Annotated in this window: 13 protein-coding genes; 1 reads left to right on the forward strand and 12 read right to left on the reverse strand. The window is 72.4% G+C overall.

Annotated features, from left to right (window positions below; all coding sequences use genetic code 11):
• Positions 1 to 86 precede the first annotated feature (86 nt).
• From O145_RS00765 to O145_RS00810, 10 genes are all read right to left on the reverse strand, one after another.
• On the reverse strand, positions 87 to 701 hold the full coding sequence (locus O145_RS00765; protein ID WP_043558291.1) for a hypothetical protein: 615 nt from the start codon (positions 699 to 701) through the stop codon (positions 87 to 89).
• Positions 702 to 802: 101 nt separating this feature from the next.
• Positions 803 to 1,396, reverse strand: coding sequence for a GNAT family N-acetyltransferase (locus O145_RS00770; protein ID WP_052374444.1), 594 nt, complete (start codon positions 1,394 to 1,396; stop codon positions 803 to 805).
• A 185-nt stretch (positions 1,397 to 1,581) separates the two neighbouring features.
• The gene (locus O145_RS00775) at positions 1,582 to 4,548 is read right to left on the reverse strand and encodes a leucine--tRNA ligase (RefSeq protein WP_043558293.1); all 2,967 of its coding nucleotides are present in this window, start codon (positions 4,546 to 4,548) and stop codon (positions 1,582 to 1,584) included.
• Positions 4,549 to 4,757: 209 nt separating this feature from the next.
• The gene (locus O145_RS00780; RefSeq protein ID WP_084682271.1) at positions 4,758 to 5,270 is read right to left on the reverse strand and encodes an HIT family protein; all 513 of its coding nucleotides are present in this window, start codon (positions 5,268 to 5,270) and stop codon (positions 4,758 to 4,760) included.
• Between the two features lie 46 nt (positions 5,271 to 5,316).
• On the reverse strand, positions 5,317 to 6,120 hold the full coding sequence (locus tag O145_RS00785; protein WP_084682272.1) for a metal-dependent transcriptional regulator: 804 nt from the start codon (positions 6,118 to 6,120) through the stop codon (positions 5,317 to 5,319).
• Positions 6,117 to 6,842: a vitamin K epoxide reductase family protein gene (locus O145_RS00790; protein ID WP_043558296.1), complete on the reverse strand. Its 726-nt coding sequence runs from the start codon at positions 6,840 to 6,842 to the stop codon at positions 6,117 to 6,119. The genes O145_RS00785 and O145_RS00790 overlap by 4 nt, the downstream gene beginning before the upstream one ends.
• Before the next feature lie 92 nt (positions 6,843 to 6,934).
• On the reverse strand, positions 6,935 to 8,737 hold the full coding sequence (locus tag O145_RS00795) for a bifunctional UDP-sugar hydrolase/5'-nucleotidase (protein ID WP_229118264.1): 1,803 nt from the start codon (positions 8,735 to 8,737) through the stop codon (positions 6,935 to 6,937).
• A gap of 3 nt (positions 8,738 to 8,740) precedes the next feature.
• Positions 8,741 to 9,595 (reverse strand): HAD hydrolase family protein, encoded by an 855-nt coding sequence (locus tag O145_RS00800; RefSeq protein ID WP_043558298.1) that lies wholly within the window; start codon positions 9,593 to 9,595, stop codon positions 8,741 to 8,743.
• Positions 9,596 to 9,691: 96 nt separating this feature from the next.
• Entirely contained in the window at positions 9,692 to 9,877 is a 186-nt protein-coding gene (locus tag O145_RS00805) for a methionine/alanine import family NSS transporter small subunit (RefSeq protein WP_043558301.1), read from the reverse strand.
• Position 9,878: 1 nt separating this feature from the next.
• On the reverse strand, positions 9,879 to 11,441 hold the full coding sequence (locus O145_RS00810) for a sodium-dependent transporter (protein WP_043558303.1): 1,563 nt from the start codon (positions 11,439 to 11,441) through the stop codon (positions 9,879 to 9,881).
• Between the two features lie 228 nt (positions 11,442 to 11,669).
• Here O145_RS00810 and deoD point away from each other — a divergent pair, with 228 nt between their 5' ends.
• On the forward strand, positions 11,670 to 12,386 hold the full coding sequence (gene deoD / locus O145_RS00815) for a purine-nucleoside phosphorylase (RefSeq protein WP_043558304.1): 717 nt from the start codon (positions 11,670 to 11,672) through the stop codon (positions 12,384 to 12,386).
• Between the two features lie 33 nt (positions 12,387 to 12,419).
• On the opposite strand, the gene ppgK is transcribed toward deoD, so the two are convergent.
• Together ppgK and O145_RS00825 are read right to left on the reverse strand one after the other, a co-directional pair.
• The gene (ppgK, locus tag O145_RS00820; RefSeq protein WP_043558307.1) at positions 12,420 to 13,178 is read right to left on the reverse strand and encodes a polyphosphate--glucose phosphotransferase; all 759 of its coding nucleotides are present in this window, start codon (positions 13,176 to 13,178) and stop codon (positions 12,420 to 12,422) included.
• Between the two features lie 91 nt (positions 13,179 to 13,269).
• Entirely contained in the window at positions 13,270 to 14,622 is a 1,353-nt protein-coding gene (locus O145_RS00825) for a hypothetical protein (protein ID WP_043558310.1), read from the reverse strand.
• Positions 14,623 to 14,671: the final 49 nt, after the last annotated feature.

Below are 14,671 nucleotides of genomic sequence, written 5' to 3' on the forward strand. Positions count from 1 at the left end.
ATGTCGGGGGCGCTGTGCCCACTCACCTTACGTCGGCCGGCGCTGCGCCGCCCGGGTCGTCCGGCCGGCACCGGTGCGCTCAGGGCTCAACGGGCCCAGCGCGCCGCATCTCGGCCCTGGATGCGCAGACAGGCGTAGCCGCTCATCAAGAACACCAGGGGGACAGTCACGACCCACCCGATGATGGTGGCCAACACGCTCAGGAAGGAGGTCAGGAGAGCCTGACCGAAATTCGGGAAGGTCACGAAGTCCGAGAAGGCGGCGCGCCTGCCCGAGGCGACGACCAGGCAGACATGAGCCACGACAATCGGGGCTAGCAGATTGGCGATAATGCCGACGGGCGTGCCCCAGGTGAAGCCATAGCCGTGCTCCTCGCCATTCACCGTGTACTCGAAGTGCGCGCCGGCTCCCCGCAGGACCGTCCAGATGCCGAAACCCGCCAGCAGCACGACCGGGTCCGTCTTGACGGCGTCCCACGCCCAGGACAGGGCGCCGCCGATCGACAGTGGCAGGCGCGCCGGACCGCCCGGCGCGGTGCCGTAAGCGGCATCGCCGGGGACTCCGTAGGCGGCGCCGGGGTACGGCGGCATCCCGCCACCGGCACCCGGCTGCTGACCGTAGCCCGGCTGCTGGCCGTAGCCGCCACCGGGCTGCTGCGAACCGTCGTCGAACTGCGGGTTGCCTGGAATGTCGGTGGCCATGGGGCTCATACTGAGTCATAGGGGGACTCATCTCAATGTCAAACGCCGATAGCGCTGCGGTCCACCCGATACCGGCAGGCCCTCACAACCGGTGCAGCCGTTCAGAACTCGCCGGCCATCCTGATCAGGCGCACCCCGGAGTCGTTGATCTGCGCATCGTGGATCACGCGGAAGCCGGCGCGCTCGTAGAAGGGGATATTGCGCGGATTCGTCGTCTCCAGCCAGCGGGTCCCCGGGCCTCTGCCGAGCGCGGGCGCCAGGAGGCGGGATCCCACCCCACGGCCCTGCATGTCGGGCACGACCGCGAGCATGGCCAGATAGTCCCCCTCGACCCGGGGAGCGCCGTCCCGTGCGGCGCGCATTCCGCTGCGGGAGGCCCGAGCCGTCGGCCCGTCCATGAGGATCTCGGCAAGGTCGTCCATGGCGGGCAGCGTGTCCGGACGGGTCAGGTCGGGATCCAGCCACAGGGCGGCGCCGACGACGTCGCCGCCCGTGAGCGCGACATGAGCGGTCGAGGCTGCGACCATCCAGTCGATCTGGGGCGCGAGGTAGAGCGCGATCCGGCTCAGGCGCCGCTCCTCGGGCTCGCGTCCGCGGGGGAAGAACCAGGCGAAGAGCGGGTCTCCGGCCAAGGCGCGTGCCAGCACGGTCCGAATGGCCGGGACCTGCGCCGGCCCGGCGCGCCGAACGTCCATGGGCTCACGCTACCGGGGCGCGCGGCCCTGCTCCGGGATCACCGAGCCAGGACAGCCGGGGCGTCGTCCTGCTCCCGGGCGATTGAGCCCGGGAGCTCGTCTCCGTCTCCCAAGGTCAGCGCCACACCGACCGACAGACAAGTGTGAATTACATCACTTCGATTGTATGCCGCGGCGGGCGCCGTTCACTCCGTGACGACGCTGACCAGCTTCGGCGCCTTGACGATCACCTTGCGCACGCCGCGCCCGTTCAGGGCGCGCACGACGCCGGGGGCCGCCAGGGCGAGCCTCTCCAGCTCCGCCCCGGAGATGTCCGGGGCGACCTCCAGCCGGTCGCGGACCTTGCCCTTGACCTGGACCACGCAGGTGACGGCCTCGGCGGCCAGCAGGGACTCGTCCTCGACCGCGGGGAAGGCCTCATGGGCGAGCGAGCGCTCGTGGCCCAGGCGCGCCCAGATCTCCTCGGCGATGTGCGGGGCGACCGGCGCCGTCATGAGGGTGAGGGCCTCGACGGCCTCGCGCGGCACCCGCGCCAGTCCCGTCAGGTGGTTGTTCAGCACGATGAGCTTGGCGATGGCGGTGTTGAGGCGCATGGCCTCGTAGTCGCCGCGCACGCCCACGACCGTGCGGGCCACCAGGCGGGCCGTGGCACGGTCGGCCGGGTCGTCCACCACCGTGACCTCACCGGTGGCCTCATCGACCACGTTGCGCCACAGGCGCTGCAGGAAGCGCTGGGCCCCGGCCACGGCGCGGGTGTCCCAGGGGCGGTCCTGGTCGAGCGGCCCCATGCTCATCTCGTAGACGCGGAAGGTGTCCGCGCCATAGGCGGAGTACATGTCGTCGGGGGTGACGATGTTCTTCAGGGACTTGCCCATCTTGCCGTACTCGCGCCGGACGCCGCGCCCCCGCCAGGTGAAGGTCGGCTCGCCGCCGGCGTCGTCCGGCCCCTCCTCGACCTCCTCGGCGGGCACGTACTGGCCGCGCTCGTCCTTGTAGGCGTAGGCCTGGATGTAGCCCTGGTTGAACAGGCGGTGGTAGGGCTCGGAGGAGGACACCACGCCCAGGTCGAACAGGACCTTGTGCCAGAACCGGGAGTACAGCAGGTGCAGGACCGCGTGCTCCACGCCGCCCACGTACAGGTCGGTGCCGCCGGAGGTGTTGCCGTTCTCGGGGCGCGGCCCCATCCAGTAGGCCTCGTTGACCGGATCGACCAGGGCGTCCCGGTCGGCGGGGTCGATGTAGCGCAGCTCGTACCAGCACGAGCCCGCCCAGTTGGGCATCGTGTTGGTCTCGCGGCGGTACGTCTTGAGGCCCTCCCCCAGGTCGAGCTCGACCTCCACCCAGTCGGCGGCCCCGCCCAGGGGCGGCTCGGGGCTGGAGGCGGCGTCGTCGGGGTCGTAGGAGCGCGGCGAGTAGTCCGTGACCTCCGGCAGCTCGACCGGCAGCATGGACTCCGGCAGCGCGTGGACGCCGCCGGCCTCGTCCCACACGACGGGGAAGGGCTCGCCCCAGTAGCGCTGGCGGCTGAAGAGCCAGTCGCGCAGGCGGTAGGTGACCGCGGCGCGTCCGGCGCCCTTGGACTCCAGCCAGGCGGTCATGGCGGCCGTGGCCTCGCCCTTGGACTTCCCGTCCAGGCTGATCTCGTCGTTGGCGCAGTCCACGGCGACGCCGTCACCCGTGTAGGCGCCCCTGGACAGGTCCACGCCGCGGGGGTCGTCCGCGGGGCCGATCGTCTGGACGATGTCGAGGTCGTACTTCCGGGCGAAGGCCCAGTCGCGCTCGTCGTGAGCGGGCACCGCCATAATGGCGCCGGTGCCGTAGCCCATGAGGACGTAGTCGGCCACGAAGATCGGCACCCGCCGCCCGTTGACCGGATTGATGCCGAACAGGCCCGTGAACACGCCGGTCTTGGCGCGGTCCTCGGCGGTGCGCTCGGCCTCGGTGGCCGCCGCGGCCCGGGCGCGGTAGGCGGCCACGGCCCCGGCGGGCGTGGCGCGGCCGCCCGTCCACGCCTCGCGGGCGCCCTCGGGCCAGGCGGCGGGGACGGTCAGGGCGGCCGCGTCGTCGTCGACCGGGGCGCCGAGCCGCCCGCCCAGCAGCGGGTGCTCGGGGGCCACCACCATGAAGGTCGCGCCGAAGAGCGTGTCGGGGCGCGTGGTGTACACGCTCAGGTCCGCCACGGCGCAGCCGGCCTCCCGGGCGCCCTCGACGGCGAAGGTGACCTCCGCGCCCTCGGAGCGGCCGATCCAGTTGCGCTGCATGAGCTTGACCTTCTCGGGCCAGTCGACCGTGTCCAGGTCCTCGGCCAGGCGGTCGGCGTAGGCGGTGATGCGCATCATCCACTGGCGCAGGTTGCGCTTGAAGACCGGGTAGTTGCCCCTCTCGGAGCGGCCCTCGGCGGTGACCTCCTCGTTGGCCAGCACCGTGCCCAGGCCCGGGCACCAGTTGACCGGCGCGTCGGACACGTAGGCCAGGCGGAAGGAGTCGACGACGTCGGCCCGTTCGGCCTCGCCCAGGGAGGCCCAGTCGCGGCCGCCGGGGACGGCGACCTCGCCGGAGGCGAGCTTGTCGCGCAGCTCGTCAATGGGCCGGGCCGCCCCCGTGCCTCGCCCGTCGCGGCGCGGGGCGGCGGGGTCGAACCAGGAGCCGAAGATCTTCAGGAAGATCCACTGGGTCCACCGCACGTAGCCCGGGTCGATGGTCTGGATGGAGCGGCGCGGGTCGTGGGACAGGCCCAGGCGCCGCAGCTGGCGGCGCATGGTGGCGATATTGGCCTCGGTGGAGACGCGCGGGTGCTGGCCGGTGGCGACGGCGTACTGCTCGGCGGGCAGGCCGAAGGCGTCGTAGCCCATGGTGTACAGGACGTTGCGCCCGGTCATGCGGGTGAAGCGGGCCACGACGTCGGTGGCGATGTAGCCCAGGGGGTGGCCCACGTGCAGGCCCTTGCCGCTGGGGTAGGGGAACATGTCGAGCAGGAAGAACTTCTCCTCCTCGGCGTCCGGCCCCGCCAGCGCTCCCACGGGGTTGTCGGAGTGGAAGGCGCCCTCGGCCTCCCAGCGGTCCTGCCAGGAGGTCTCGATGGTCTCGGCCAGGGCCGCCGTGTAGCGGAACGGCGTCGCGGACTCGCCCTGGGGGGTCTGGTTCTCCGTCATCGAAGGAGCGCTCTCTTCCGTGGTGGTGCTTGGGTGCCTGCGGGTGCGCCGCCCCCGCCATGGAGAGGGCGGAGGCGGCCCGGCTGCCGCTCAGCCTATCGCTGGTTCTCGCCGCTTCTCCGCGCCGTCCGGGTGGCGGGCGCGAGGCGCCGGTCACTGTGATCCCGGCGGGCCGCGCACCGGTGGCGGGCGGCACGGGCCGGGCGAGATCAGGCGAGGGAGGGCGAGTCCATCCGCGCCGGCACGAACGCCCCCCACCCGTCCTCGCCCAGCCCCTGGCGCAGGCGGCCCATCGTCTCGTCGAGCTCGGCGCCGTCGGCGGGACGCGCCGAGGACGGGGCGATGTCTGCGGCCCGGTGCAGGGGGAGCACGTGGATGTGCAGGTGGGGCACGTCCAGCCCGAGGACGACGATGCCCGGGCGCACGGCGTCGAAGACCCGCACCTGGGCGGCGGCGATGCGCTTGGCCACCACCGACAGGTGGGCGATGGTGGGCTCGCTGGCGTCGATGTAGGACTCGTGCGCAATGCGCGGCACGACCAGGACGTGGCCGGGGGTCTGCGGCTCGATGGTGGCGAAGGCGACGCACACGTCGTCGGCCCACACGAAGCGCCCGGGGATGTCGCCGTTGATGATCTTGGTGAAGACCGAGGTCTCAGTGTTCTCAGTGGCCTCGGTGGCCTCAGTGTTCTTGGGGGTCTTGGGGGTCTTGGGGGCGGTCATGGCGCCAGCCTAGATGATTGGTCTCGCAGCCCCGGCGGCGCTCCCGTCACTGATCTCGGCGCGGATGCCCACCGATCTCGGTGAGCGGCCGCGGGTTCTCCGCGCCGCCGGGGCCGGCCGCCGAGGCCAGCACCCACAGGTGGCCCACCGGCACGACCGCCTCGGCGCGCTCACGGGGAGGCTCCTCGTCCGCGCGCACGGCGCGCACCACCGTCGCCCTGCGGCGCTTCTCCCCCGCCGCGAAGGCCGACACGGTGCCCCGATCGATCACGGTCACCGTCGTGTCCAGGCCGATGCCGGCCAGAGCGAGATCGCGCAGGGTCTTGGAGCAGTCCTTGATACGGCCCACGACGACGGTCCGCCCCACGGGCACGGTGTCGATGCTGCACAGCTCCGGCTGGACGACGCACCCGTCCGGGGCGGGGATCGGGTCGCCGTGCGGGTCCCGCGCAGGATGCCCCAGTGCGTCGTCGAGCGCCTCCAGGAGCCTGTCGGACACGGCGTGCTCGAGAACCTCGGCCTCGGCGTGGACCTCGTCCCAGCTCAGTCCCAGGCGCTCGACCAGGTAGGTCTCCAGAAGGCGGTGGCGGCGCACCATGCCGGTGGCCAGGCGCTGCCCGTCGGCCGACAGCGTGACGGCCTTGTAGGGCTCGTGCTCGAGCAGGCCCGCCTCGACCAGGCGCCCCACGTTCTCCGACGCCGTGGAGGGGGCGACCTTCATCCGCCGCGCCAGACCGGTGATCGAGGCGCCCTTGCCGCCCCACTCCATGGCGGCCCACACCGCCTTGAGGTAGTCCTGGGTCACGGCGGAGGCCTCGGCCGGGGCATCGGCCTGGTTGACGGGGCTCATGACAGCATCGCCATCCAGCCGTCCCAGAAGGCGACCACGACGGTGGCGATGACGGCCAGGTACATGGCGGCCGCGACCGGCCAGCGGGCCCTGTGCAGGCGCTCGGCCGCTGCGGGCGACAGGCCCAGGTGCCCGCGGCGGGCGGCCTCGCCCCAGGTGCCGGCGGCGATCGGGATCGTCACGGCCCAGATGAGCATGCAGAAGGGGCACAGCCTGCCGAAGACGGTGATCGAGATGATCAGGAACCACACGACGAACCCGACGCCGCCGACGGTCCCCGCGGTCATGCCCCACCACACCCAGCGGGGCAGCCGCCCGCCGGAGGCGAGCAGGACTCCGGCGAACAGGAGCACCGCGAAGGCCATCGCCCCGATGAAGGAGTTGGGAACCCCCAGCAGGTTGCCCTGCCACACGTCCAGGGAGGCGCCGCAGGACACCAGCGGGCTGACATCGCACGACAGGCTCGCCAGCGGCTCCCTGATGAGCGCCAGCTCGCTGGACATGAGCTCCCAGGACGCCGCGATGCCGACGAGGGAGCCGACAACGAGCAGCCAGGCGTAGGAGCGCGCGGCCCCGGTGGCGGTGAGCCACGCCGGCGCGCCGTCCTGGCCGGGATCCGCGGCGTCGGCGGCGCCGGGACCGCCGGGCTCCGCGGCAAGGTAGACCTCGAGCTCCTCCTCGCTCATGGCGTCGATCTCTGCCTCGGTGGGCACGTGCGTCATCGGTGCCTCCTCGTGATCGGGTTCGTCTCTGTGGGTGCGTAGGTGCAGTGGAACGATGACCGCCTATTGTGCACCATCGTCCCGGCGGCGGCTCATCCCGTCGCGGGCGCGGGCTGCCAGGCCCCCACGGTCACCGAGGCGTCGGGGTGAAGCACCACCGCGCGCCAGGCGACCAGGCCGCCGTCGGAGTCGAAGGACAGCACGTGCAGGTAGGCGTCCTCGGTCACCCGCCCCACGGACGTGCCGCCCTTGCCGGCCCCGGAGACGAGCTGGGCGACGTCGAGATTCGCGCCCCGGGTCACGCTCATCCCCCGCTCCTGGTGAACGTGCCCGCCGATGAGCAGCGGGACGCAGCCGTCGTCGATGAGCGGGCCGAAGGTCGCCGGCTGGTGGATGAGGACGACGTCGGCCCCCTCGCCCCTGCCCGCGGCCTCGCAGGAGACGGTCGCCAGGCGCCGCCCGATGTCGGTGGCGCTCTCCTCGCCGCGCTGGAAGGTGCCCCCGGCCGGGGTGCGGTCCGGGTCGACGTCGCCGAGGACCCGCAGCCCGCCGACGTCCCGGACGCTGCCGTCGGTCACCGTCCAGCCGAGCGCCCGCAGGCGCTCGGCCGTGTAGGACGAGTCGTGGTTCCCGATCGTGGCCACCCGGGCGACGCCGCCCGGCACCGCGTTGTCCAGGGCGTCGACGCAGAACTGCTCGGGCTCCGAGCCGGTCATGGTCAGGTCGCCGTCGTCCATGTGGACGGTGGCGCCCGCCAGGGCGTCGAGCAGCCCGGCGAAGGCGGTGACGTCGAGGTTGCAGTGCAGGTCGGTCGTCAGGACCGCCGTGACGGCGCCCCGGCCGCGGGCGGGCCCGACCGTCGCGGTCGGCTGCGCGGAGGAGCCGGGCGCCGCGCCCGTCGACGGGGCCCGGGACGACGGCGTCCCGGCCGCCCCCGGGGACGCGGCGGCGGAGGCCGCCCGGGCGACCTCGTCGGCATCGACGGCGCCGCCGGCGGCCGTCACGTCCGCGACCCCATCGACCCGCTCGGAGGCGGCCCACGCGGCCCAGAGGTTGGCGTGGGCGGCGGCGTAGAAGGAGGTGTTGTCGGCCAGGAAGGCCGTGACCCGGCCGCCGTAGGCCTGGACGATGTCGCCGATGCGCCCGGAGACGCGCGCCTGCTCCAACGGGGTGCCCGCCAGGACCGGCAGACGGTTGCCGGTCACCGCCTGCGGGCGCAGGCCGGGCAGGAGCAGCGCCACGACGGTGACCGCGCCGGTGGCCGCCAGCAGGCTGGAGGCGGTGGCGTGGGCGAGGCCCCGGTGCACGGCGTCGCGCAGGCGCCCCCCGGTGGCCAGACGGCCGGCGGCCACCAGGCACAGCATGACCGACTCCAGCAGCCCCGCCCGTCTCAGGGCGTCGTCGACCAGGGCCCGCAGGCCGCGCTCGATGGTGAGCTCGGGATGGGTGATCAGGGACATGTAGGCGGCGCCGTCGGAGCTCAGGGCCTCGCCGAGGGCGTCCTGTGAGCCGACGACGGGCTCTGCCTGTCCCGCGACCTCCCCCAGCACCACCCGCACCCCCAGGATCCCGGCAGGCGAGTCGAGGGCGACCTGCCCCAGGGGCCCCAGGTCGAGGCTGACGGTGGAGTCGAGGGTCGTCGACCACTGCGCCTGGTGGGGGCCGACGGGGCTGGAGGCCTCGGCCGTGACCACGCCGACGCACAGCGAGACCAGGCAGGTGACGGCGAGCAGCACAAGGGTGCGCGTGACCTTGCGGAAGCGGACCGTGCGGGCCGTCCACCACCGCGAGCAGGCCGCACGGCAGCCGCGCAGCAGCGCCCGGGGCGCGCCGGGCCCGCCGGGCGCCGTCGGCCGGCCGCGGTCCCGACTCCGCGTCCACCGGGCCTCCGTCATGGCTCAGGCCCGAGAGGAGCCGGCGATCCGGGCCGCCAGCGCGATGACGTAGTCGACGGTGTCCTCCCAGCCGGTCACGGCCCGGCAGGGCACGCCCAGGGCCTTGACGGGGTGGTCGTTGCCCTCGGCGTCGAGGCGATCGCCCACGAAGAGCATGTCGCCCAGGGGGATGCCGGTCTGCTCGGCCAGGTGGACCATGCCGTAGGCCTTGTCGACGCCCTTGGGGGTGATGTCCACGCTCGTGGACCCGCCCGAGCGGACCTCGAGCTCGGGCAGGCGCGCAGCGACGGCGTCCCGCAGCCGCCCCTTCTTCTCCCCCGTGGGGTCCCAGGCCTTCTTGGCGTCCAGCGGCGCCTCCTGACCGAGCGCCGAGAAGGTGATCTGAGAGCCGCGGTTCTCGAGGATCTCGCCCCAGGTCCGCTCCTCCCACAGACCCAGCCTGCGGGCCTCGGCCTCGACGATCGCGAAGCCCCTGTCGACCTGCGCGGGCGTGAAGTCGTGGGCGTAGACGAGCCTCCAGCCGTCGCTGCTGATGCCGTCGGCCGCAGCGGCCTGCGGAACATGGACGTAGTAGCGGGTGCCGCAGGTGGGCATGAGGTGGAGGCGGGAGAGCTGGTCGCCGGTGGCGTCCAGGTGGGCCAGGACCTGGTCGTGGAACTGGGTGAATCGCCCGCCGGAGATGACGCACACGGGTACGACGTCGAGCAGGGCGCGCAGCGCGGCGGCCATGGCGGCGGGCAGGGGCGACTTGGATGGGGCCAGGGTCTCGTCGAGGTCGAAGGCGACCAGCCGGGGGACGATGTCGTCCGGTGCGGTGGACAGGGCGTCGGGGGTGACGGCGTCGCGGGTGTCTGTCATGGCGGCATTGTCTCGCACGGGCGCGGCGGCGGGGAAGCCGTCGCGCCCGTGCCCGCCGGAGCGGGCCGGATGCGTGTCTGGACGACGCCGGTCGGCTCAGTCCTGGGCCTGCGGCGGGGCCCCGGGGTGGCGCAGGTGCTCGCGGGCGGCTGCGCGTGCCTGGGCGCGAGCGTCCCTGTCCTCGCGGCGCCCGCGCACGACCAGGGCGGTGACTGAGACGGCGAGACCGCCCCAGATGACAACGATGGCGACGAGCATGAGGGTGATCGCGGGACCGGTCATCTCACTTCACCTCCTCGTAGGCGTCCAGGGCGATGGGGGTGAAGTCGTCCACGGGCGTCCTCCAGGGGATCGCGGTCAGCACGGCGGTGACCACCGCCCCCGCGAAGAGCATGCCCCAGCCGAACACGGCCTCGAAGCCGCGGGAGTAGGTGTAGCCGTCGTGCGCGTAGGACCACACGGTCTGGATGAACATGTACCCCAGGAGCGCGGGCACGACGACCGCGGCCGTCACCCGCCACCACTCCCCCACCGCGCGGGTCTCGGAGACGACGTTGAGGTGACGCCGAAGGATCTTGAAACGGCGCAGGACCAGCCCCAGCCCGACGCACATGGTGATCGCGGAGGCCACGACGCCGATGTTGTTGATGTAGGCGTCCACGACGTCGAGGTCGTACAGGCCCGAGGACGTGCCGAACAGCACGAAGGACAGGGCCGCGCTGGGCAGGCCGCAGGCGAGGGTCGCCGTCACATTGGACCAGCCGAACTTCTCGGCGACCGCGGGCGCGACGACCTGGATGATGGAGATGAAGGAGGTCAGGCCCGCCAGCGTGAAGGAGGCGAAGAAGAGGAACCCGAAGAGCGGTCCGCCCGGCATCTGGGAGATGACGGTCGGGAAGGTCACGAAGGCGAGGGCCGGTCCCGTGATGCCCTCGAGCTCGCCGACCGAGACGTTCTGGACGTGCGCCATGAAGCCGAGGGTCGCGAACACGCCGATGCCGGCGAGCAGCTCGAAGGAGGAGTTGGCGAAGGCCGCCGTCAGCCCCGTGCCCACGAGGTTGGAACGGCGCTTGAGGTAGGAGGCGTAGGTCAGCATGATGCCGAAGCCGATGGACAGGGAGAAGAAGATCTGCCCGAAGGCGGCCATCCAGACCCGGTAGTCGCCCAGCTTGCCCCAGTCGGGGGTGAACAGGGTGTTGAGGCCGTCCGTGGCGCCGGGCAGGAGCATGGCGCGCACGACGAGTATGAGGAACATGACGACCAGGACGGGCAGGAAGATCCGGTTGGCGCGCTCGACGCCCTTGGACACGCCGCGCGCCACGACGTAGATCCCGTAGGCCCACACGAGCAGCAGCGGGATGATGACGCCGACGACCGGCTCGGCGGAGTAGGCGGGGGTACCGGCGTCGGAGATCTTGCCCAGGCCGATGTAGCTGCTGAAGAAGCCGGAGGCGTCATCGCCCCAGGCGGTCGTCAGGGCGAAGACCGTGTAGCGCAGGGCCCAGGCGACGACGACGACGTAGTAGGTCATGATGATGAAGCAGACGACGACGTGCCACCAGCCCAGCCACTCGAACCGCCTGGATATGCGCCGGAAGACGGCCGGCGAGGATCCCCGGTAGCGGTGCCCCAGGGCGTAGTCGAGGAGGAGGACGGGCACGCCCACGGCCAGGAGGGCGACGATGTAGGGAATCATGAAGGCGCCGCCGCCGTTGGAGTAGGCGACGCCGGGGAAGCGCCAGATGTTTCCCAGGCCGATGGCCGAGCCGATGGCGGCCATCAGGAAGCCGAACTGGCCGCTCCACTGCTCGCGCGCGGGCGTCGAGGGCGTGGATGTGGAGGACATGGTGAAGCCCCTGTGCGTAATGGGTGGTCGTCTTGGGGGCGGCGCCGCGGGAACGGCGCCGCCGACCTGCGAGGCTGACGCAGAGACGCTGAACCAGCGAACCGTAACCCCGCTCACTGGCTGGTTCCCCGTCGTTCCACAATCCGGGACATCGGGCTGTGCCACACTGATGCGCAGGGCGCCCGCAGCGGCGCGCCTTCCGCCCGTCTGACCGCCCCGGAGGACCCCATGGCCACCGCCCACATCGCCGCCGAGCCCGGCGACTTCGCCCCCGCCGTCCTCATGCCCGGCGACCCCAGGCGCGCCCAGCGCATCGCCGAGTCTCTTCTGACCGAGCCGCGCCTGGTCACCGACGTGCGCGGGATGCTCGGCTTCACCGGCACCGTGGACGGCGAGCCGTTGAGTGTCATGGGCTCGGGCATGGGCCAGCCCTCCCTGGCCATCTACGCCACCGAGCTGTTCGCCCGCTTCGGCGTCGAGCGCATCATCCGCGTGGGCACTGCGGGCGGCATCAGCGAGCGGGTCGGGGTGGGCGACGTCGTCATCGCCACCGGTGCGCACACCGACTCCGCCATGAACCAGCTGCGCGTCCCGGGCATCAGCTTCTCGGCCGTCGCGGACTTCCACCTGGCCATGGCGGCCTACCGGGAGGCCGTCGCAGCCGGCATCGCCGAGCGGACCCACGTCGGCACGATCGCCTCCCGCGACCACTTCTACTTCACTCCCGAGGGCCAGACCGAGCGCCTGGCCGCCTACGGGACGCTGTGCGTGGAGATGGAGTCCGCGGTCCTGTACGCGGTGGCGGCCGAGTACAGCAGGCGGGCCCTGACGGTGCTCACCGTCTCGGACCACCTGCTCGACCACCGCGGCGACATGAGCGCCGCCGAGCGGGAGACGCGCTTCCAGGACTCCCTGCGCCTGGCCGTCGCAGCCGCGCTGAGCTGAGGGCGCCGGCCCGCGTCAGCGGGCGCGGGGCCGCTACTCGGCCCGGGAGGCCTGCCAGGCGGCGCCGACGATACCCGCGGTGTTGAGCAGGGCGGCGGGCACGATCGGGGCGCGCAGGTCGAGCAGCGGCAGGAACTTCTCGTGCTTCTTCGATACTCCCCCGCCGACGACGAACAGGTCCGGGCTGAAGAGCATCTCGACGTGGGAGTAGTAGCGCTGCAGCCGCTTGGCCCACTTCTTCCAGCTCAGGTCGTGGACCTCCTTCTGGTGGGAGGAGGCGCGGGTCTCGGCGTCGTGGCCGTCGATCTCCAGGTGCCCGAGCTCGGTGTTGGGCACGAGCGTGCCGTCCACGATGACGGCCGAGCCGATGCCGGTGCCCAGCGTGGTGACGATGACGGTACCGCGCACCCCCTTGGCCGCGCCGTAGGCGACCTCGGCCAGGCCGGCGGCGTCGGCGTCGTTGAGCGCGTATGAGCGCCTGCCCAGGACGTGCGTCATGAGCTCATTGACGTCGACGCCCTTCCAGGACTTGTCGAGGTTGGCGATGAAGGGGATGGTCCCGTGCACGATCGGAGCCGGGAAGGTGATGCCCACGGGCACGTCCTCCTCGACACCGAGCCTGTCGATGATCGTGCGGCAGACCTTCGCGACCGCCTTGGGCGTGGAGGGCCGGGGGGTGTCGATGCGGACGCGCTCGCCCGCGAACTCGCCGGTCTCCAGGTCGACGAGGGCGCCCTTGATACCCGATCCGCCGATGTCGATCCCGCATGCCATCCGGTTCGTCTGACTCATGACAGCCTCCTGAAGGTCTTCTGATCAGTGCGGTCCGAGGATATAGGAGGAGTCGGTGAGCCGGGGCCGGTTGGAGGCGGCTTCCGGGCTCTTACGGTGCGGTCGTGAACACTGTGGAGGGCACCCCGAGGCGGGCGCAGGTCTCCTCGCAGGCGTGGCAGGGGCCGATGGGCTCGCCCTGGGGGTGGGAGTGGATCTTCACCCGCGTGACGGTCTCGGGCAGCTCGTCGACGCCCTCCCTCTGCGCGGCGTCGGCGAGCATCTTGTAGGCGGCGTCGACCCTGTACTCCCAGCGGGCGAAGGGGCCGGCCCCGCAGATCGCATTGTCCAGCCAGGCCTCGTACCAGGCCAGGAAGCCGGGGGCCGCGAGCTGGAAGCCGTCGTCGCAGGCGCGCGAATCCAGCCACACGGTGCCGTCGGCGAGATTGAGGACCCACTGGGCCCCGCAGCCGGCGTCGGCCAGGTACCACCACTCCTCGGCGAGGGGCCGGGGCTCGAGGCCGTAGCCGGGCCCCGCCCCGCCGGCGGCGACCGTGCTCAGGAACCAGGCCATGCCCTCCGGCAGCCCGAGGCTCGCGGCGCCGGGGTCCGTCTCTCCCAGCCGCATGCCGTGATGGCGGGCGCCGCACCAGCCGGCCTCGCTGGTCGGGTTGTCGGCGCAGGCGCGCAGCAGGTCGAGGGTGCGCTGCAGGCCGCCGCGGGTGAGGGTGGGGGCCGGCTCGATCGGAGTCAGCAGCGCCCACTCGCGCAGCATCCGCGTGCCGCCGGACTCCGGCGGGATGGTGTCGAGCACGGCACGGGCGGGCGGCCAGTCGGCCGCCCCGAGCTTGACCTCGGCCAGCGGCGTCGGGCCCGCCTCGAGGAAGCAGCCGAGCGCAACGACTTGGCCGGACCGCAGGGCGGGGACGGTTCCGCTGTCCAGCACCCGTGTTGTCAGGGCCCGGGGACCGCCCAGGCGCTGCCGGTAGACCGCCGCCTCCTCCGCCGAGCCGGTCCAGCGGTCGAGGTGGCCAACCGCGACGCGGTACCGCCGTCCGTCCAGGGCAGTCTCGAGCTGCTCGACATCCGGATCCTGAGTGCTGATGAGGTCGGGGCGGCCGATCCCGGTGAGCAGGACGGGTCCGAAGGCGCAGGCCCAGTTGCACCCGGCCAGTACGAGCGCGGACTGCGTGCTCGAGCCGTATCCGCTGGCGGTGACCAGGGCTCCCGACTCGCCGAGCGCGCCGCCTCTGATGGTCAAGAAGATGAACACCCCGTAGGGCGGAGCGTCCTGGCACTCGTCGATGGAGCACTCGATGACGGGCAACCCCTCCCCGAGCTCCACGACCTGGGCGCCGTCGGCCTCCACCACCCGGGCACCGATGAAGTGCCCGGCGACCACCTCGGCGAGCATGCGCTCAGGCGTGGAACCAGATGCGAGGGACGGCTGATCGGACTCGCTCATGCGCCCATCACATCACATACGCGCCGGGGCGCGCGGAGGCCGGCTCGCA

Source organism: Actinomyces israelii DSM 43320 (genome assembly GCF_000711965.1).
GTDB lineage: Bacteria > Actinomycetota > Actinomycetes > Actinomycetales > Actinomycetaceae > Actinomyces > Actinomyces israelii.

Excerpts from the sequence above, each read along its gene's own strand:
- O145_RS00765 (WP_043558291.1), bottom strand. The coding sequence starts at position 701 with ATGGCCACCGACATTCCAGGCAACCCGCAGTTCGACGACGGTTCGCAG.
- O145_RS00770 (WP_052374444.1), bottom strand. The coding sequence starts at position 1,396 with ATGGACGTTCGGCGCGCCGGGCCGGCGCAGGTCCCGGCCATTCGGACC.
- O145_RS00775 (WP_043558293.1), bottom strand. The coding sequence starts at position 4,548 with ATGACGGAGAACCAGACCCCCCAGGGCGAGTCCGCGACGCCGTTCCGC.
- O145_RS00780 (WP_084682271.1), bottom strand. The coding sequence starts at position 5,270 with ATGACCGCCCCCAAGACCCCCAAGACCCCCAAGAACACTGAGGCCACC.
- O145_RS00785 (WP_084682272.1), bottom strand. The coding sequence starts at position 6,120 with ATGAGCCCCGTCAACCAGGCCGATGCCCCGGCCGAGGCCTCCGCCGTG.
- O145_RS00790 (WP_043558296.1), bottom strand. The coding sequence starts at position 6,842 with ATGACGCACGTGCCCACCGAGGCAGAGATCGACGCCATGAGCGAGGAG.
- O145_RS00795 (WP_229118264.1), bottom strand. The coding sequence starts at position 8,737 with ATGACGGAGGCCCGGTGGACGCGGAGTCGGGACCGCGGCCGGCCGACG.
- O145_RS00800 (WP_043558298.1), bottom strand. The coding sequence starts at position 9,595 with ATGACAGACACCCGCGACGCCGTCACCCCCGACGCCCTGTCCACCGCA.
- O145_RS00805 (WP_043558301.1), bottom strand. The coding sequence starts at position 9,877 with ATGACCGGTCCCGCGATCACCCTCATGCTCGTCGCCATCGTTGTCATC.
- O145_RS00810 (WP_043558303.1), bottom strand. The coding sequence starts at position 11,441 with ATGTCCTCCACATCCACGCCCTCGACGCCCGCGCGCGAGCAGTGGAGC.
- deoD (WP_043558304.1), top strand. The coding sequence starts at position 11,670 with ATGGCCACCGCCCACATCGCCGCCGAGCCCGGCGACTTCGCCCCCGCC.
- ppgK (WP_043558307.1), bottom strand. The coding sequence starts at position 13,178 with ATGAGTCAGACGAACCGGATGGCATGCGGGATCGACATCGGCGGATCG.
- O145_RS00825 (WP_043558310.1), bottom strand. The coding sequence starts at position 14,622 with ATGAGCGAGTCCGATCAGCCGTCCCTCGCATCTGGTTCCACGCCTGAG.